Annotated in this window: 16 protein-coding genes and 1 riboswitch; of the genes, 8 read left to right on the forward strand and 8 right to left on the reverse strand. The window is 69.4% G+C overall.

What is annotated here, in order from left to right; translation table 11 throughout:
* Positions 1-12: 12 nt before the first annotated feature.
* Positions 13-2,010, reverse strand: coding sequence for an ArnT family glycosyltransferase (locus tag AD72_RS02840; protein ID WP_037344676.1), 1,998 nt, complete (start codon positions 2,008-2,010; stop codon positions 13-15).
* Between the two features lie 25 nt (positions 2,011-2,035).
* Positions 2,036-3,295: a bifunctional glycosyltransferase family 2/GtrA family protein gene (locus AD72_RS02845; protein ID WP_031464775.1), complete on the reverse strand. Its 1,260-nt coding sequence runs from the start codon at positions 3,293-3,295 to the stop codon at positions 2,036-2,038.
* 133 nt (positions 3,296-3,428) lie between these two features.
* On the opposite strand from AD72_RS02845, the gene AD72_RS02850 reads away from it, so the two are divergent.
* Positions 3,429-4,208: an HAD family acid phosphatase gene (locus AD72_RS02850; protein ID WP_031464776.1), complete on the forward strand. Its 780-nt coding sequence runs from the start codon at positions 3,429-3,431 to the stop codon at positions 4,206-4,208.
* Here the strand turns inward: AD72_RS02850 and AD72_RS02855 are convergent.
* Positions 4,196-5,134, reverse strand: coding sequence for a nucleoside hydrolase (locus tag AD72_RS02855; protein WP_031464777.1), 939 nt, complete (start codon positions 5,132-5,134; stop codon positions 4,196-4,198). The genes AD72_RS02850 and AD72_RS02855 overlap by 13 nt on opposite strands.
* Positions 5,135-5,177: 43 nt before the next feature.
* Between AD72_RS02855 and AD72_RS02860 the strand changes: the two genes are divergently transcribed.
* Positions 5,178-5,978, forward strand: coding sequence for an acyltransferase (locus tag AD72_RS02860; protein WP_037344679.1), 801 nt, complete (start codon positions 5,178-5,180; stop codon positions 5,976-5,978).
* On the opposite strand, the gene AD72_RS02865 is transcribed toward AD72_RS02860, so the two are convergent.
* The 5 genes from AD72_RS02865 to eat form a co-directional block, all read right to left on the reverse strand.
* Positions 5,970-7,223 carry a glycosyltransferase family 4 protein gene (locus tag AD72_RS02865; RefSeq protein WP_031464779.1) on the reverse strand — a complete coding sequence of 418 codons (1,254 nt, stop codon included), beginning with the start codon at positions 7,221-7,223 and terminating at the stop codon, positions 5,970-5,972. The genes AD72_RS02860 and AD72_RS02865 overlap by 9 nt on opposite strands.
* Before the next feature lie 8 nt (positions 7,224-7,231).
* Positions 7,232-8,713, reverse strand: coding sequence for a 1,4-alpha-glucan branching protein domain-containing protein (locus AD72_RS02870; RefSeq protein WP_031464780.1), 1,482 nt, complete (start codon positions 8,711-8,713; stop codon positions 7,232-7,234).
* The gene (locus AD72_RS02875) at positions 8,710-9,471 is read right to left on the reverse strand and encodes a class I SAM-dependent methyltransferase (protein WP_031464781.1); all 762 of its coding nucleotides are present in this window, start codon (positions 9,469-9,471) and stop codon (positions 8,710-8,712) included. Before AD72_RS02875 ends, AD72_RS02870 begins: the two co-directional genes overlap by 4 nt.
* A 103-nt stretch (positions 9,472-9,574) precedes the next feature.
* Positions 9,575-10,000, reverse strand: coding sequence for a cupin domain-containing protein (locus tag AD72_RS02880; protein WP_031464782.1), 426 nt, complete (start codon positions 9,998-10,000; stop codon positions 9,575-9,577).
* A 115-nt stretch (positions 10,001-10,115) separates the two neighbouring features.
* Complete coding sequence (gene eat / locus AD72_RS02885) at positions 10,116-11,558, reverse strand: ethanolamine permease (protein WP_031464783.1); 1,443 nt, start codon at positions 11,556-11,558, stop codon at positions 10,116-10,118.
* A gap of 111 nt (positions 11,559-11,669) precedes the next feature.
* Here eat and AD72_RS02890 point away from each other — a divergent pair, with 111 nt between their 5' ends.
* The 6 genes from AD72_RS02890 (at position 11,670) to gcvH (ending at position 17,710) form a co-directional block, all read left to right on the forward strand.
* Entirely contained in the window at positions 11,670-13,028 is a 1,359-nt protein-coding gene (locus AD72_RS02890) for a glutamine synthetase family protein (RefSeq protein ID WP_031464784.1), read from the forward strand.
* Positions 13,009-13,725, forward strand: coding sequence for a gamma-glutamyl-gamma-aminobutyrate hydrolase family protein (locus AD72_RS02895; RefSeq protein WP_031464785.1), 717 nt, complete (start codon positions 13,009-13,011; stop codon positions 13,723-13,725). The genes AD72_RS02890 and AD72_RS02895 overlap by 20 nt, the downstream gene beginning before the upstream one ends.
* Entirely contained in the window at positions 13,722-15,080 is a 1,359-nt protein-coding gene (locus AD72_RS02900; protein ID WP_031464786.1) for an aldehyde dehydrogenase family protein, read from the forward strand. The genes AD72_RS02895 and AD72_RS02900 overlap by 4 nt, the downstream gene beginning before the upstream one ends.
* Positions 15,081-15,084: 4 nt before the next feature.
* Positions 15,085-15,849, forward strand: coding sequence for a 3-oxoacyl-ACP reductase (locus tag AD72_RS02905; RefSeq protein WP_031464787.1), 765 nt, complete (start codon positions 15,085-15,087; stop codon positions 15,847-15,849).
* 122 nt (positions 15,850-15,971) lie between these two features.
* A riboswitch (glycine riboswitch) is annotated at positions 15,972-16,059 on the forward strand.
* A gap of 187 nt (positions 16,060-16,246) precedes the next feature.
* The gene (gene gcvT / locus AD72_RS02910) at positions 16,247-17,323 is read left to right on the forward strand and encodes a glycine cleavage system aminomethyltransferase GcvT (protein ID WP_031464788.1); all 1,077 of its coding nucleotides are present in this window, start codon (positions 16,247-16,249) and stop codon (positions 17,321-17,323) included.
* 3 nt (positions 17,324-17,326) lie between these two features.
* On the forward strand, positions 17,327-17,710 hold the full coding sequence (gene gcvH / locus AD72_RS02915) for a glycine cleavage system protein GcvH (protein ID WP_031464789.1): 384 nt from the start codon (positions 17,327-17,329) through the stop codon (positions 17,708-17,710).
* Positions 17,711-17,714 lie beyond the last annotated feature (4 nt).

Here is a 17,714-nt window from a genome sequence, read left to right on the forward strand (position 1 = left end):
GCTGTGAACCTGTCACGATCTCAGGTCGTACACGGTCTGCTCACCGACCTTCTCGGCCGTGAAGTGCTGTTTCACCCAGGCCGTCAGCTGTTGCGCGCTCGCCGAGCGAGCCCCGGATCCGCCGGGATGCCGTTCCCCGGCTCCCGGCGGGCCACCGTGCCCGCCGCCCGGGCCGCCGCCTTCGACGAAGTAGGCGATCTCGCCGTCGCGGACGTAGGTCTTGAACTGTTCGAGGGTGGGAGAGTCATCGCTTCCGGTGAACCCGCCGATCGCCAGCACCGCCCTGCCCGTGGCGAGCTCCATGCTCGCGGCACCGTTGGCGCCGACGGTCGCCGCGGCCCAGCGGGTGTTCGTGGCGCCGAGAAGTTCCGTCATGGCTTTGCTCGTGGACATTCCCGGCATTCCACCGGGGCGTGCACCGTCCGGTCCACCGGGCCCCGCCCTCCCGGGACCTCTTGGCAGGTCTCCCATGTTCGGCTGCGCCGGGCCGGCGATCGGGATCCCACCGCTCTGTTTCGTCGTCGTGGTCTGCACGGCGTACGCGGCGCTTCCGGTCAGCGCGGTCAGTACGGCCATGGCCGCCAGTGCCACGGTGAACCGGCGTGCGCGGTGTGCGCCGGTCACGACCAGCGCGGCGAGCAGCAGCGAAAGCACCAGCACGATCCAGCGCAGTGCGGGCAGCCAGTCCGGAGCGCGGTTCAGCAGGACGAAACCCCAACCGCCGGTGGCGGCGAGCATCGCGGCGAGCACCCAGCGCGCGGCGAGTTTCTCCCTGCGGCGCACCAGTTCCCGGGCGCCGATACCGACCAGGGCGGCGACCGCCGGGGCGAGGGCGACGGTGTAGTATGGATGGACGGTGCCCGCCATGAAGCTGAACACCAGCCCGGTCACCACCAGCCAGCCGCCCCACAGCAGCAGCGCCGCGCGCGTACGGTCGGTGCGCGGGCCGCGCCTGGTGAACCAGAGCCCCGCGGCGAGGCCGAGCAGCGCGGCGGGCAGCAGCCAGGAAATCTGGGTGCCCATACTGTCCCCGAACAACCGGCCGATTCCGGTGCTGCCGCCGAACATCGCGTTCGCCGCGCCACCCGGACCACCGCCTGGACCACCACTTGGGCCGCCGCCACCCGAGCCGCCGCCGGAGTTGCCCTCGCCGCCGAAGATCCGGCCGAAACCGTTGTAGCCCAAGGCCAACTCCAGCAGGCTGTTGTCGGTCGACCCGCCGATGAACGGCCGCGTGGCGGACGGCCAGAGTTCGACGAGCGCCACATACCAGCCCGCCGAGACCACGATCGCCAGCCCGGCTGTGAGCAGGTGACCGATCCTGCGCCCGAGCCCGGCGGGCGAGGCCACCAGATAGACCAGCGCGAATCCGGGCACCACGAGGAATGCCTGGATCATCTTGGTGAGAAAGCCGAATCCGATCAGGACCCCGGCCGCGAGCAGCCAACCCGGCCGCGCCTGTTCGGTGGCGCGCACCGTGCAGTAGGCAGCGGCGACCAGCAACAGAACCAGCAATGCGTCCGGATTGTCGAACCGGAACATCAGCGTGGCGACCGGGGTCGCCGCCAGCACCAGACCCGCCAGCAGTCCAGCGCCCGGTCCGGACCAGCGCCGGACCGTCGCATACAGCAGGCCGACCGCGGCAACCCCCGCGAGCGCCTGCGGGAGAAGCAGGCTCAGACTGGAAAACCCGAGGATCCGCGCGGAAAGCACCATCAGCCACAGTGCGGCGGGCGGTTTGTCCACGGTGATCGCGTTCGCGGGATCGAGCGAACCGAACAGCCACGCTTTCCAGTCCTGGGCGCCTGCCTGCACGGCGGCAGCGTAGAACTCGTTCGCATAGCCGTTCACACTGAGATTCACCGTGTAGAGCAACGCCGTGAGGCACAGCAGCGCGAGCACCGCGGGCCGTACCCAAACGGCTTGTGTCTCCGGGCCGAGCAGGAGCCGGGAAAGCCGGGTGCGGGTCCGTGGTTCGGGGTTCATGGTTTCGGTGACCGTGGTGGTCATTTCTGCCTTTCGGTCGGGGCGCCGATCATGTCTTGGGCTGTCGTCGTGGATGGAACACCCAGCCACGCAACAGGATGAAGCGCAGTACCGAGGCGGCCAGGTTTGCCAGCACCAGCACGAGGAGCTCACCGCCCTTGCCCGCGCCGGGATAGTGGTGCAGTGCCCACAGGGAGCCACTGGTGAGACCGAAACCGAGCGCGAAGACGATCAGCCCCTCGAACTGATGCCTGCCGACATGCGCCTTGCCGCGTATCCGGAAGGTGAGCCGCCGATTGGCCGCGGTATTGGCGAGCGCGGTCAGCAGCAGGGCCGCGAAATTGGCGAGCTGCGCGTTCATCCCGGTCCGGAAGAGCAGGTACAGCACCAGATACGCGGCCGTGGACAGCACACCGATGCAGGAGAACCGCACCAGCTGGCGCAGCAGGCTCGGCGATTGCGCGGCATCGGCCGGTCGTCTGCCGAATCGGCCGGTGATCGGATCGAGGGGCAGCCGCCCGGCGGCGAAGGAACGCGCCAGGCGCCACATTCCCTTCAGATCGGCGAGCGCGGTGGCCACGATGTCCACTGTGGACTCGGGATCGTCCTCCCAGTCGACAGGGACCTCGTGGATGCGCAGCCCGCTGCGTTCGGCGAGGACCAGCAGCTCGGTGTCGAAGAACCAGCCGGTATCGGACACCAGCGGCAGCAGCGGGCGGGCCACATCCGCGCGGATCGCCTTGAAGCCGCACTGTGCGTCCGAGAACCGGGCCGCGAGTGTCCCGCGCAGCAACAGGTTGTAGCACCGCGAGATGAACTCGCGTTTCGGCCCGCGCACCACATTGGCACCGTGGGAAAGCCGGGTTCCCACGGCCAGATCCGAATGCCCGGAGATCAGCGGCGCGACCAGTGGGGCGAGCGCGTCCAGATCCGTGGAGAGGTCCACGTCCAGATAGGCGAGAACCGGGGCATCGGAGGCCGACCAGACCGCATGCAGCGCCCGGCCCCGGCCCTTCTGCTCCAGGCGGTGCCAGCGCACCTCGGTGAATTCCGCGGCGAGCCGCTGTGCGATCCGGGGTGTCGCGTCCGCGCTCGCGTTGTCCGCGATGATGATCCGGTAGTGATAGGGGAAGGTCCGGGACAGATAGGCGTGCAGCCTGCGGATGGAGGCTTCGAGAGCGGTCTCCTCGTTGTACACCGGTACGACGAGGTCGAGGACCGGAACGCCCTCGCGCAGCGCGAGCTCCGCGAGATCGGCACGCGGCCGCGGCCTCCCGGTGCTGGGGAACGTGGATTCGGCGGGCGTCATACCGGGAAATCTGCCCGTCCGAGTTGTACTCGCCATGTGCCCCGGCTGTGCGTGAGCTGTGCGTGCGGGCCTGGCGCCGCAGGGCGATGATCTCTAGGCTGCGCTCGACAGGAATTCGCTGAAGGGAGCGTTCATGCTGGGGTCGACGAAGAAACGCGGGAGAGTCCTCGCGGCTGCGGCCGCCGCGGTGGCGGTGGCGGCGAGCGGCTGGGGGATCGGCACGGCGACCGCGGGCGCCCCGCGTGTCTCCGCGGCCGCCGGTTCCGAACCGGCGAACATCGACCAGGTCAAAACGGATGTGAAGAACTACTACGGGGACTACCTGGACGCTGCGGGGCATCACCACGCTTCGCCGGACAGCAGGTGGGCCAAGGACACCGGGGCGCAGATCGCGAAGGCGAAGAAGTTCCTCACCGAACAGCTGGCGAACGGGGTGCGGAATCCGGCGATGGTGCTGGACATCGACGACACCTCGATGCTGACCTACGGCTGGGAGGCGGACGTGAATTTCGCCTATGACGCCAAGAAAGCCGAGGAACAGATCGACAAGGGGAATTTCACCCCGATCAAGCCGACCCTGGAACTCACCAAATGGGCCACCGCCCGCGGGGTGAAGCTGTACTTCGTCACCGGCCGCCCGGAACACCAGCGCGCGGCGACCGAGCGCAATCTCGCCGCCAAGGGATACCCGGATCCGTCCGGGGTTTTCCTCAAGCAGGAGAAGGCTCCGTCGCCGTGGCTGCCGTGCGGGCTCGACTGCGACACCGTGCAGTACAAGTCCGGAACCCGCGAGCACATCGAGAAACTGGGCAACACCATCGTGCTGAACATCGGTGACCAGAACTCCGATCTGCAGGGCGGGCACGCGGGCCTCGGGGTGAAGCTGCCGAACCCGATGTACTACCTGCCCTGAGTCAGGGTACGGCGCAACAGCTCGCGCAGCGCCGGGACATCCGCTTCGGTGGCGACCTCGGTCAGGTGCGCGCCGGAGGCGCTGGGGCGGCGGTCGGCGATCGTCGCCCCGCGTCCCGGCCCGAACGTGGTGTCGACCTGGACGGGCAGCTCCTCGGTGCGCACGATGCCCGGCCGGATCGCCTCGGCAACGGCGAGGGAATCGTGCATCAGGATGGCCTCCTCGCCGAGCGCGCTGCTGTAGTGCGCGAGATAGTCGTCCACCAGCCCGGAAAGCGCGGCACCGAGCGCTCCCGATTCGCCGAGCGAGCGCAGCCAGGCACCGTCCACGGTGGTTCGGCTGGTGACGTTGAGCCCGACGAGCACCCGGTGCAGGCCGTCCTCGCTGAACACGCGCGCCGCGGCCTCCGGATCACAGGCGATGTTGAACTCCGCGGACGGGGTGACGTTGCCGCCCTCGGTCCCGCCGCCCATCAGCACGATCCGGTCGATCTTCGCCTTCGCCCACGGGTGCGCGGCGAGCAGCGTGGCGATGTTGGTCAGCGGCCCGATCGGGGCGATGGTGACCGGTTCGGTGGCCGCGTGCAGCAGGTCGGCGAGCAGGGTGACCGCGTGCCGCTCGTCCAGCCCGCGCGGGTGCTCGGGAAGCGTGTGCGAACGGCCGGAGAGTCCGTCGGCGCCGTGCACGGTCTCCTCGGGCGGCATTCCGGGGTGCACCAGCGGACGCCCCGCTCCCGCCGCGACCGGGATCTCGGCGCGCTCGCACAGGCTCAGCAGCCGCAGCGCGTTGCGCGTGGTGTGCTCGAGCGGGACATTGCCGAACACCGTGGTCACCCCGAGCAGCTCGACCTCGGGATCACGTGCGGCGAGGGCGATGGCGAAGGCGTCGTCCACGCCGGGGTCCGTGTCGATGATGAGTTTGCCCATGCCCCTATCCTCGCGGAACCCTTCGACGCGTTAATGTCCGACCATGACTTCGATGTGGGGCGCCTCGGTCGCTTCGCGGCTGGCCGCGGTACGCAGGTCCGGGCGGGATCCGGATCAGGCCAGGTTCCTGACCCTGGACACGCTGCGCTGGATCCGGCGCAACCGCGCCTACACGCCCTGGTACCTGGTGCGCTACTGGCGGCTGCTGCGGTTCCGGCTGGCCAATCCGCACGTGGTGCTGCGCGGCATGGTGTTCCTCGGCAAGCACGTGGACCTGCACTGCCGCCCCGGTTTCGGCAGGCTGGAGATCGGCCGCTGGGTGCACATCGGGGACGGCAACTCGATCCGGTGCCACGAGGGCTCGCTGCGGATCGGGGACAAGGTCGTGTTCGGCAAGGACAACACGGTCAACTGCTACCTGGACGTGGAGATCGGGGCGACCTCGATCATCGCGGACTGGGTGTACATCTGCGATTTCGACCACGTGACCTCGGATGTGCACGTGCCGATCAAGGATCAGGGCATCGTGAAGTCCCCGGTCCGGATCGGCGAGGACACCTGGGTCGGAGTGAAGGTCTCGGTACTGCGCGGCAGCCGGATCGGCAAGGGGAGCGTGCTCGGCTCGCATGCCGTGGTGCGCGGGGACATCCCGGAGTACTCTATCGCGGTCGGCACCCCGGCGCGGGTGGTCCGCAACCGGGTCGAGGACTACGAGGCGGACGCCGAACGGCGCGCCGCGGTCGCGGACATGTCCCGCAAGGCCGCGGAGGCGCTGACCGAGACACTGCGGCACTCGGAAAGGCACTCGGAAAACGGCACGGCCGGGAGCGGGGACTCAGCGTAGGAAGGCGTTCCCGCTGGCGATCTTGGGGCGGCCGAGCTCGCCGTGCGCGAGGATCCGCGCGTTCGCGTACACCCCCGCGGTCTGCTCGGCGATCCTGGACCAGTCGAACTGGGAACCGAGCCTCGCCCGGGCCGCGCGGGCCCGTTTGGCCGCGGCGGCCGGGGCGTGCAGCACCGTGGAGACGGCCCCGGCCAGCTCGGAAACATCCCCCGGGGTGAAGGAACAGCCGGTCACCCCGTCCACGACGACCTCGCCCAGCCCGCCGGCCCTGGAGGCCACCAGCGGGGCACCGGCCGCCGCCGATTCCAGGGCGGCGATGCCGAACGGTTCGTAGCGCGAGGGAAGCACCACGACCGAGGCGGCCCCGATCGCGGCGACGAGCGCGCGGTCGGCGAGGTGCCCGACGAAATCCACGGCCCTGCGCACCCGGAGTTTGCGGGCCTGCTCGATCAGGATGGGCAGATGCCGCCCCTCTCCGGCGATCACCAGCCGGGTGCCGGGGTGCTCGCGGCGGATCTTGGGCAGCGCGGCGAGCAGGTCCTGCGCACCCTTCTCGTACTCCAGCCTGCCGAAGAACAGCAGCAGCGGGGCGCCGTCCGGGGCGTACTGCTCCCGTGCGGCGGCGATCCTGCGGGTGCTGGTGCGCCAGCCACGCGGCTCGATCCCGTTGTGGATCACGGTGATCTCGTCCTCCTCGCGTTCGAAGAGGTGCGCGATCTCCGTGCGCATGGCCGTGGAACAGGCGATCAGCGCGTCCGCGCGGTTGGCGAGCCACCACTCGACCGAGTGCACCTGCTGGTTGAGCGGATGCGAGAGCCAGCCCGCGTGCCGCCCCGCCTCGGTGGCGTGGATGGTGCCCACCAGCGGGATCCCGCACTGTTCGGACAGCGCGATCGCCGGATGGGTGACCAGCCAGTCGTGCGCGTGCACCACATCCGGGCGCCAGTCGCGCAGCAGCCGGTTGCCCGCGCGCACCATCGCGTGCCCCATCGCCAGGGTCCACGCGACCAGGTCGTCCTCGAAGGCCAGGTGCGGCGGGTCCTCGGCGACACTGACCACCCGCACCCCCTGGGCGACCTCATCGGTGCTCGGATGCGTGGTGGCGTCCGTGCCCGCCTCGCGGCGGCAGAGCACCACCACCTCGTGCCCCTGCTCGACGAGGCGCGTGGCCAGCGCGTGCACATGCCTGCCCAGCCCGCCGACGACGACGGGTGGATACTCCCAGGACAGCATCAGCACGCGCATCGTGTTCCTCAACCTCCCGTCCGGGCGAGTTCTCGGGCATCGAGATGGCCGAAGACCGTGTCGGTATGTGGATCGGCACCGGCCGCGAGCGCGTAGCACCGTTCGGTGTGCACCGCGGCGCGTCGCTGTGCGTAGTCGACGGCCGAGTCCTTGCTGACCATGAACGCCCAATCGCTCGCGAGCGCGAGCATCGCCTCCGAGGCGAGCCGGTCCAGCCGCGGATCGCGGAACTCGCCCGATTGATCATCTACCGCCGATAGTAGAACATGTTGCAGTTTTTCGTTAGCCTCGACGATGTCCGCGACCTTGCCGCCCTCCCAGACCCGCCAGTCCTTCCCGGATCCCCAGGAGGAGGCGGGCAGCTCGACCGGGGCGCCGACGTGCCCGGACTCGGCTGCCCCGCGCAGCGTGGTCACCTCGATGCCCGCCTCGGGCAGCGCCCGCAGCACACCCTCCAGCCAGGCGGGACCCTCGTGCCACCAGTGCCCGTAAAGCTCGGTGTCGTAGGCGGCGACAACCAGTGAGGGCTTGCCGTGCCGCTCGCGCAGCTCGGTGAGCCGGGAGCGGACCAGGTCCACGAAATCGGCCACGTGCTTGTCCACGGCCCGCGCGGCCCGCTGTGGCTCGTAGGGCTTCTTCTCCCCGGGCGGCACCGTCTTCCCGGTCACCCGCGAGGGTTTGAGTCCGGAAGGGTGATCGAAGGTGTGGAAATCCCGGTAGGCCGGGTCGCCCGGATAACCGGACTTCGGTGACCACACCCGGTAGGCGACCTCGAGATCCCGGCCGAAACAGAGCACATCCGAGTCACCGACCGGGCGCGCGGCCGCGGTGTCCCCGTGCAGCGCGGGACCGTCCACCAGGAAGCGGCGCACCCCGGCGGCCGCGTATCCCGCCTCCATACCGGGGGAGTAGCCGCACTCCGGGGCCCAGATCCCCTCCGGCGTGGAACCGAGCCGCAGCGTGGTGTCCGCGAGCCCGCTGCGCAGCGCGAACTCCCGCAGCCGCGGATCGAGCAGCGGCTGGAAGGGATGGGTGACCGGACCGCCGAGCAGTTCCACCGCGCGGGCGTCCACCAGGCGGCGCAGCAGCGGGGAGAACCCGTGCCGCCAGCGCGTCTCGAAGTCCTCCAGCGCGTGCTCGGCATCCCGGTACTCCGCCGCGGCCACCTCGCGCAGCAGCGGATCGGCCGAACGCCAGCGGTTCGCCGCGTACTGCGCGCGCACCGACCAGTTGCCCAGCCAGTCGTGCGCCCCGCGCAGGCTGTACGGATCGTCCAGCTGCGCCGCGAGCACCGGGGTCACGCCGAGGGTCAGCACGTCCTCGCGCCCTTCGGCGGCGAACCGTTCGAGCATCCGGACCAGCGGCAGATAGGAGTGCGCCCAGGCCTGGTAGAGCCATTCCTCGCCGACCGGCCAGGTGCCGTGCCCGGCCAGCCAGGGCAGGTGACTGTGCAGCACCATGCAGAAGGTGCCCAGTTTCTGCCCGGTCATGGGCGCACCGCCACGGCGACCAGGTCCAGGCTCTCCTCGAGCGCTTCGGCGTGCAGCGCGAAGTCCTCCGCGCGGATCGCGGTCACATCGGCGAGCAGCCCGGACGGCCAGCTCGCCTGTCCGGGGAGGGAATGCAGCACGACCTCGAGCTGCGCGTCGATGATCGAACCTCCGTAACGGGCGTCGAGTTCACGCAGGCCGGGCCCGTGATGGACCCCGAGCAGTTCGCGCACCTCGAAACCGGCCGCGCTCAGCAGCCCGGCGAGCTCGGCAGGTGCGAGTTCCCTCGTATGGTACGGGTTCAGCGGGGTGTCCTGGCCCGGTGAGAAGGTCAGCCGATTGGGTGTGGTCACCAGCAGGATTCCGCCCGGGCGGAGCACCCGGTGGCAGTCGGCGAGAAAACCCTCCTGATCGGGGAGGTGTTCGAGCACCTGGGAGTGCATGATCACCTCGATCGCGCCGGTGCGGACCGGGATCCTGCCCAGGTCCGCCTGCACCGCGGGGACGCCGTACTCGGCGCGCACATGGCGCACCGCGTCCAGGTCGTAGTCCAGCGCGAGCACCGAGGCGGCGCGCTCGGCGATCATCGCGGCGCCGTAGCCCTCACCGCAGCCCGCCTCGAGCACCGCCCGGCCCGCGCAGTGCGGCAGCAGCTCCTGATAGGCGATCTCGTGGCGGCGGAACCAGTAGTTCTCCTCGGCGACGCCGGGTACCGTGCGTTCCCCGGCCAGGTGCAGCGTCGTCTGCGGGTCGGTCACCCTTGCCCCATTCGCTTCGGTTACCGGATGGTAGGTGCACGGTACCCAAAACGGGCGCGACTCGGCAGGGCAGCCCCGTGCGGGCGGTTCCGGCCCGGCCCGGTTACGGCGTGCCCGTGGGGTCCAGGTGGTACAGCTCGGGCAGCGAGACCTTGATCGGTTCCTGGGTGGTCCGGGCGATCACCACGATCACGGGTTCGTGTGGATCGGGGTTCTCTTCCCGGTGCGGGACGAATGGCGGTACGAGGAGGAAGTCGCCGGGGGCCGCGGTGAGCCGGACCTCCTTCGTGCCGTCGTGGTAGGTGAACACCGGATGCCCGCTGACGACGTAGATGCCGGCTTCCGAGTCGCCGTGATGGTGGTTGTCCGTCGCGCTCGACGGCGGATTCTCCACCAGCCCCATCCAGAGTTTCCGCGAGCCGACGGTGCCGCCGCTCAGCGCGGTGAAACCGTCCAGCTCGCCGGATCGCACGAGATGGACGCGGTCGCCTTGCGGGGGAATGGATCGGGGGTCGTTGCCGGTGTTCATGGCGGGTGCCTTTCCGGTGCGGCCGACAGGTTTGCGTTCGGGACGCCATCCTGCGGCGACCACCGAGAATCCGGCAACGTTCTTTGCCGTATCGGCAAAGAGCGCGGGCGACCGGTCAGGACAGTTCGGCCTCCGCGGCGGCGAGGGTGGCGAACTCCTCCTCGGGGGCGTTCGCCACCAGGTGATGCCGGCTGTAGAACCAGAAGTAGGCGATCAGCACGAGCAGGATGCCCGCGGTGATGAGTGCGGCGAGGATGTCCACCAGGAAGGTCGCCACGACCGCGGCGACGGCGAGCACCATGGACACCGAGGTGGTCACCGCGCCTCCCGGGGTGCGGTACGGGCGGGCTAGCCCGGGTTCCTTACGGCGCAGCACGATGTGCGAGAGGTTGAGCAGCACATAGGACACGGTGGCGCCGAACACCGCGATGTTGATCAGCTTGGCGCCGTCCTGGGTGAGCGCGGCGAGCAGGAAACCCACCGTTCCGGGCACGATCAGCGCCAGATACGGGGTCTTGCGCTTACCGGTGACCGAGAGCCAGCGCGGTAGGTATCCGGCGCGGGAGAGCGCGAACAGCTGGCGAGAGTAGGCGTAGATCGCGGAGAAGAAGCTGGCGACGAGCCCGGCCAGGCCCACGTAGTTGACCGTGGTGGCCAGCCAGCCGTCCCCGGCGGCGGCGCGCGCGGCCGCGGGGAGGGGATTGTCGCCGTGCCCGACGACGCTGGCCCCGCCACCGCCGGCGGTGGTGAACAGCACGGCGAACCCGAGCACGAGCAGCACCCCCATGGCGAGCTTGATGCCGCGTGGCATGTCCCTGCGCGGATCGCGGGCCTCCTCGGCGGCCAGCGGCAGCCCTTCGACGGCGAGGAAGAACCAGATGCCGTAGACCAGTGCGGCCAGGATTCCGGTGACCCCGAACGGGAGGAACCAGCTCGAACCGAAGGATCCGTTCGGCGGGATGTCGAACAGCCTCGCCGTGGAGAAGTGCGGGATCATGCCCGCCGCGAAGACCACGAGCCCGAGAATGGCGAGCACGGTGATCGCCAGCAGCAGCCGCAGTGCCTCGCCGACCCCGCGCAGGTGCACCCCCACGAAGATCGCGTAACAGACCAGGTACACCGGCCAGCCGTTGGTGATGCCGAACAGGTGCAGGGATTCCACGTAGCCGCCGATGAACACCGAGATCGCCGCGGGCACGATCGCGTACTCGATCAGGATCGCCGCCCCGGTGGTGAAACCGCCGAGCGGGCCCAGCGCGCGGCGGGCGAACCCGTAACCGGCGCCCGCGACCGGGAGCGCGGAGGACAGTTCGGCGAGCCCGAGGGTCATCGTGGTGTACATGACGGCCATCAGCGCGGTGGCGATCAGCAGCCCGCCCCAGCCGCCGAGGGCGAGCCCGAACTGCCAGCCGGAATAGTTTCCGCTGATCACGTACGCGATGCCGAGACCGGCGAGCAGCACCCAGCCCGCCTGGCCGGTGCGCAGGCTCCGCGCTCGCAGGTAGTCCTTGCCGGCCACCTGGAAATCGGCGCCGGAGCGGTGCTGTGGTCCGTCCATGCGAACCTCCTCACGCCATCGGGATGGTTGACACGAACTCACCCGGTTCTGTTTGATGAACTCAATGGGTCACTGTAGATCCATTGACTCTTCAGCGGAAGGACCAAACGGATGGCCGAACGCAGCGGGATGCTCGATCTCGCCGGGCTGCGCGCACTGGTGGACGCCGGAACGGTGGACACCGTCGTCGTCGCGATGACCGATATGCAGGGCAGGCTGGTCGGCAAACGGTGCTCGGCGCGGTTCTTCCTGGAGGAGGTGGCCGAACACGCGACCGAGGCGTGCAACTACCTGCTCGGCGTGGACGTCGAGATGGCCACGGTCGGCGGCTACGAGATCACCTCCTGGGAACGCGGCTACGGGGATTTCGTGCTGCGCCCGGATTTCGCCACGCTGCGCCTGCTTCCCTGGCAGCCGGGGACCGCCCTGGTGCTCGCCGATGTGGAATGGCTGGACGGCGCCCCGGTCCCGGTCTCTCCGCGGCAGGTGCTGCGCGCCCAGCTGGACCGGCTCGCGGAGCGTGGGCTCGAAGCCTTCGTCGGCACCGAGCTGGAGTTCATGGTGTTCGAGGACAGCTTCGAATCCGCGTGGGACAACGGATATCGCGAGCTCACCCCGGCGAACCGGTACAACGTCGACTACTCGATTCTCGGCGGCAGCAGGGTGGAACCGCTGCTGCGGGACATCCGCACCGCCATGGACGGTGCGGGGATGTACGTGGAATCCGCGAAAGGGGAGTGTTTTCCCGGTCAGCACGAGATCGCGTTCCGGTACGGTCCCGCGCTTTCCAGCTGTGACAACCACACCATCTACAAGACCGGCGCGAAGGACATCGCGGCCGCGCACGGGAACAGCCTCACGTTCATGGCGAAATACGATGAGCGCGAGGGAAATTCCTGTCATATCCACATCAGCCTCCGGGATCGTTCGGGTGGCCCGGTGTTCGCGGGCGGGAACGGAATGTCGCCGCTGATGAAGCATTTCCTCGCCGGACAGCTGGCGGGTCTGCGGGATCTCACCTATTTCTTCGCGCCCAATATCAATTCCTACAAGCGCTACGCCCCGGGAAGTTTCGCGCCGACCGCGGTGGCCTGGGGGACCGACAACCGGACCTGCGCGCTGCGCGTGGTCGGGCACGGGCACTCGCTGCGCGTGGAGAACCGGGTGCCCGGCGGGGATGCGAACCCCTATCTCGCGGTTGCCGCCCTGATCGCGGCCGGGCTGCACGGGATCGAGAACGAGCTGCCCCTGGAGCCCGAACTCGCCGGGAACGCCTACACCGCGGACAAGCCTTCGGTGCCCGCCACCCTGCAGGAGGCCGCGGATGCCTTGGCGCACAGCGAGATCGCGCGCACCGCCTTCGGCGCGGATGTCGTGGCGCACTACCTCAACGCCGCGCGGGTCGAACTGACCGCGTTCGGCTCGACGGTCACCGATTGGGAGCGGACTCGTGGTTTCGAACGGTTCTAGCGGTTCTCGGGCACCGGTCATCGGGCTCACCGCGTACGCCCAGCGCGCGCGGTTCGGCGTGTGGGACACCGAAAGTGTTGTGCTGCACCGGAACTACGTGGACGCGGTGAGCCGGGCCGGTGGAGTGGCCGTACTGCTTCCCCCGGTGCCCGGGACGGCGGAAGCCGTGGTGCGCGCGGTGGACGGGATCGTGCTCTCCGGTGGGCCGGATGTGGAACCCGCCCGCTACGGTGCCGCGCGTGCCGCCGAGACCGGACCGCCCGCCGAGGACCGCGACGGGTTCGAACTGGAACTCGCGCGGGCGGCACTGGATCGCGGGCTGCCGATTCTGGGCGTGTGCCGGGGATTGCAGATCCTCAACACCGGGCTCGGTGGCACCCTCGAACAGCACATCGAGGATCCGAGGGCGCCGACCCATCAACCGGCTCCCGGGGAGTTCGGCGCGCACGAAGTGACCGTCGCCCCGGGCTCACGGCTCTCCGGGGTGCTCGGCGAGCGGGCCGGGGCGCGCTGTCATCACCATCAGGCGATCGGGCGGCTCGCCGAAGGATTGCGCGCGGTGGCGCACGCCGGAGACGGCACGATCGAGGGCGTGGAGCTGCCCGGGGAATCGTTCGTGCTCGCGGTGCAGTGGCATCCCGAGGCCGCGCGGGGAGACGACAGATTGTTCGAAGCACTGGTACGGGAGTGTGTATGAGTTTCGCCGTTGTCAATCCGTCGACCGAGCAGGTGATCCGCTCGATCGAGCTGGCGAGCGCGGAGGAGGCCGACGCCGCCATCGCGAAGGCGCATGAGGCCTGGCCCGCCTGGCGCGAGCTCGCCCCCGGGCGGCGCGCGGAACTCCTGCGCGCCTTCGCCGATGAGGTCGACGCGGACCTGGAGAATCTCGCCAGGCTCGAGGTGGCCAATTCCGGGCACACGATCGGGAACGCGCGCGGCGAGGCGGGCAATGTCCGGGATGTGCTGCGGTACTACGCGGCTGCTCCGGAACGGTTGTGCGGCAAGCAGATCCCGGTCGCGGGCGGACTGGACGTGACCTTCCATGAACCGCTCGGCGTGGTCGGGGTGATCGTGCCGTGGAACTTCCCGATGCCGGTCGCCGGCTGGGGTTTCGCGCCCGCGCTCGCCGCGGGGAACACGGTGGTGCTCAAACCCGCGGAGAACACTCCGCTCACCGCACTGCGGCTGGCCGAGCTCGCCGAACGCGCCGGGATCCCCAGCGGGGTGTTCACCGTGCTTCCGGGGCTCGGAGACGTTGTGGGGCAACGGTTCGTGGACAATCCGGTGGTGCGCAAGGTGGTGTTCACCGGGTCCACGCGCACCGGGAAACGCGTGATGGCCGGTGCGGCGAACTCGATCAAACGGGTCACCCTCGAACTCGGCGGGAAGAACTCGAACATCGTGTTCGCCGACGCGGATCTGGACCGCGCCGCGGCCGCGGCCCCCTACGGCGTGTTCGACAACGCGGGCCAGGACTGCTGTGCCCGCTCGAACATTCTCGTCGAGCGCCCGGTTTACGAGCGGTTCCTGGAACGCATGGAACCGGTGGTGCGCGGGTTCGCCGTCGGGGACCCGGCCCGGGAGAGCACCGAGATGGGACCGCTGATCTCGGCTGCACACCGGGAGAAGGTGCGTGGCTACGTGGACGGCGCACCGGTCGCGTACACCGGTTCCGCGCCGCAGGGACCCGGTTTCTGGTTCCCGCCGACCGTGCTCGCCCCGATCGCCGCGGACCACCCCGCGGTCACCGAGGAGGTGTTCGGCCCGGTGGTCTCGGTGCTGCCCTTCGACACCGAGGCCGAGGCGGTCGGGCTGGCCAACAACACCGAGTACGGGCTCTCCGGTTCCATCTGGACCCGTGATCTGGCCAGGGGGATCCGCGTCTCCCGCGGGGTGCGGGCCGGGAATCTCTCGGTCAATTCGCATTCCGCGGTGCGGTACCACACCCCGTTCGGCGGTTTCGGGCAGTCCGGGATCGGCAGGGAGCTCGGCCCGGACGCGGCCGAGGAGTTCACCGAGACCAAGAACGTATTCATCAGCACGGAGGAATAGGGATATGCAACGGTTCGAGGGCAAGAGCGTGGTCATCACCGGGGGAGCGAGCGGGATCGGCCTGGCCGCGGCGCGCCGCTTCGCCGAAGAAGGGGCCACCGTGGTGATCGGCGACCTGGACGAGGAGAACGGCCCCCGGTACGCGGCCGAACTCGGCGGGCACTTCGTCCGGGCCGACGTGGCCGAGCGGGATCAGGTGGAGAACCTGTTCGCCGAGACGAAACGGCGCTGCGGCAGCGTGGATGTCGCCTTCAACAACGCGGGAATCTCCCCGAACGACGACGGTTCCATTCTGGAGACCGGGATCGAGGCCTGGGAGCGGGTGCAGCGGATCAATCTGACCAGCGTCTACCACTGCTGCAAGGCGGCCATCCCGTACATGCGCGAGCAGGGCAAGGGCTCGATCGTGAACACCGCGTCGTTCGTCGCGGTCATGGGCGCGGCGACCAGCCAGATCTCCTACACCGCCTCCAAGGGCGGAGTGCTGGCCATGACCCGCGAGCTCGGTGTGGAGTTCGCCCGCGAGGGGATCCGGGTGAACGCGCTGTGCCCCGGACCGGTGAACACCCCGCTGCTCAAGGAACTGTTCGCGAAGGACCCGGAGCGTGCCCAGCGGCGGCTGGTGCACGTGCCGGTCGGGCGGTTCGCCGAGCCGGAGGAGATCGCCGCGGCCACCGCGTTCCTCGCCAGTGACGACGCCTCGTTCATCACCGCATCGGAATTCCTCGTGGACGGCGGCATCTCCGGCGCCTACGTCACCGCGATCTGAGACCGTCCTGGTCACACCGGGTCGATCACTCGGTGTGACCAGGGTGTCCACTCCTTGGTGACGGGTTTCCGGCGCCCGGCGCAGCCGCTACACTGCCGGGCGACAACAAGATACGGGCCGCTACGGCGCGGACGGGAGAGCTCGCGGATGCGGGCACCGAAGGAGCAACCACCCCGGCAAACTCTCAGGTCCAGATACCGTCCATCGCCAGGCCACTCTGGAAAGCGGGCATCCCGGATGCCCCACCAACGGTGCAAGTCGCCCCCGCGGCGGCGAAGCTCTCAGGTCCCATGACAGAGGGGGAGTTCCCACGGGTGAGGCCACCCGTGACGCCGGACCGAGAGGAGCTCCCGATGGACCGAGAACCAGGCTGCGCCCGTAGGCTCGTGGGGTGACCATGAGCACAAGCCCCTTACAGGACGTACACGCCGAACTCGGCGCCAACTTCACCGATTTCGCGGGCTGGCAGATGCCGCTGCGCTACGGCAGCGAGCTCGCCGAACACAAGGCCGTGCGGGAGTCGGCGGGCCTGTTCGACCTCTCGCACATGGCCGAGATCGCGGTGACCGGCCCGGGCGCGCTCGCCGCGCTGAACTACGCCTTCGTCGGCAACATCGGCACCGTGAAACCGGGCCGCGCCAGGTACACGATGCTCTGCGACGCGAACGGCGGAGTGCTCGACGACCTGGTCGTGTACCACACCGGGGAGAACGAATACCTGGTCGTGGCGAACGCGGCCAACCACGATGTGGTGCTCGCGGAGCTGACCGAACGCGCGGGCGGCTTCGACGCCGAGGTGACCGACCGGACCTTCGAGACCGCGCTCATCGCGCTGCAGGGCCCGGAATCGGCGGCCATCATCGCCGAGCACAGCGATACCGAGCTCGACACGCTCAAGTACTACGCGGCCCGCCCGGCCACCGTCGCCGGGCTCGAGGTGTTGCTCGCCCGCACCGGATACACCGGGGAGGACGGGTTCGAGCTCTACCTGCCGAACGCACAGGCCCCCGAACTCTGGCGGGTGCTCGCCGCGCACGAAGAGGTCCTGCCCTGCGGGCTCGCCAGCCGGGACACGCTGCGCCTGGAAGCGGGAATGCCGTTGTACGGCAACGAACTCGGCACCGGGACCACGCCCGCGGACGCCGGGCTCGGGCGTGTGGTGCGGTTCGACAAGGAGGGGGACTTCGTCGGCAGGCAGGCGCTCGCCGATGCCGAACAGACCCGCAAGCTCGTGGCGCTGCGCGGTACCGGGCGCCGCGCCCCGCGTACCGGCTACCCGGTGCTCGCGAACGGAGCACCGATCGGGGAGATCACGTCCGGCGCGCTGTCACCCACGCTTGGTTACCCCATCGCGCTCGCCTATGTTGAGCTCGGAAATGCCGAGGAGGGCACCGAGCTCGCGGTCGACATCCGCGGCCGCTCGACCGAGCCGGTGACCGTCGTCGCACTGCCTTTCTACCGTCGAGGAGAGTAAGACATGACCATCCCGAACGAGCTTCGCTACAGCAAAGAGCACGAATGGATCGCCGTGGACGGGGATGTCGCCACGGTCGGGATCACCGCCTTCGCCGCCGAGGCGCTCGGCGACGTGGTCTTCGTGCAGCTGCCGGCGGTCGGGGAGAACATCGGCAAGGGCGATGCGATCGGTGAGGTGGAGTCCACCAAGTCGGTCAGCGATGTCTACTCGCCGCTCTCCGGGGAGATCACCGAGGTCAACGGGGCCACCGAGACCAACCCGGAGACGGTCAACGAAGCCCCCTACGAGTCCGGCTGGCTGTTCAAACTGCGGCTCTCCGACACCGGTGAGCTCGATGCGCTGCTCGACGCGGGCGCGTACGCGGAACTGATCAAGGAGGCATGATTTC

It is taken from the genome of Sciscionella sediminilitoris (genome assembly GCF_000737195.2).
Classification (GTDB): domain Bacteria; phylum Actinomycetota; class Actinomycetes; order Mycobacteriales; family Pseudonocardiaceae; genus Sciscionella; species Sciscionella sediminilitoris.

Bases quoted from the DNA above. Each gene is read 5' to 3' on its own strand.
- gcvH (WP_031464789.1), top strand. From the start codon at position 17,327: ATGACCATCCCGAACGAGCTTCGCTACAGCAAAGAGCACGAATGGATC.
- AD72_RS02860 (WP_037344679.1), top strand. From the start codon at position 5,178: ATGACTTCGATGTGGGGCGCCTCGGTCGCTTCGCGGCTGGCCGCGGTA.
- AD72_RS02905 (WP_031464787.1), top strand. From the start codon at position 15,085: ATGCAACGGTTCGAGGGCAAGAGCGTGGTCATCACCGGGGGAGCGAGC.
- AD72_RS02865 (WP_031464779.1), bottom strand. From the start codon at position 7,223: ATGCGCGTGCTGATGCTGTCCTGGGAGTATCCACCCGTCGTCGTCGGC.
- AD72_RS02840 (WP_037344676.1), bottom strand. From the start codon at position 2,010: ATGACCACCACGGTCACCGAAACCATGAACCCCGAACCACGGACCCGC.
- AD72_RS02855 (WP_031464777.1), bottom strand. From the start codon at position 5,134: ATGGGCAAACTCATCATCGACACGGACCCCGGCGTGGACGACGCCTTC.
- AD72_RS02850 (WP_031464776.1), top strand. From the start codon at position 3,429: ATGCTGGGGTCGACGAAGAAACGCGGGAGAGTCCTCGCGGCTGCGGCC.
- gcvT (WP_031464788.1), top strand. From the start codon at position 16,247: ATGAGCACAAGCCCCTTACAGGACGTACACGCCGAACTCGGCGCCAAC.
- AD72_RS02900 (WP_031464786.1), top strand. From the start codon at position 13,722: ATGAGTTTCGCCGTTGTCAATCCGTCGACCGAGCAGGTGATCCGCTCG.
- AD72_RS02890 (WP_031464784.1), top strand. From the start codon at position 11,670: ATGGCCGAACGCAGCGGGATGCTCGATCTCGCCGGGCTGCGCGCACTG.
- AD72_RS02870 (WP_031464780.1), bottom strand. From the start codon at position 8,713: ATGACCGGGCAGAAACTGGGCACCTTCTGCATGGTGCTGCACAGTCAC.
- AD72_RS02880 (WP_031464782.1), bottom strand. From the start codon at position 10,000: ATGAACACCGGCAACGACCCCCGATCCATTCCCCCGCAAGGCGACCGC.
- eat (WP_031464783.1), bottom strand. From the start codon at position 11,558: ATGGACGGACCACAGCACCGCTCCGGCGCCGATTTCCAGGTGGCCGGC.
- AD72_RS02845 (WP_031464775.1), bottom strand. From the start codon at position 3,295: ATGACGCCCGCCGAATCCACGTTCCCCAGCACCGGGAGGCCGCGGCCG.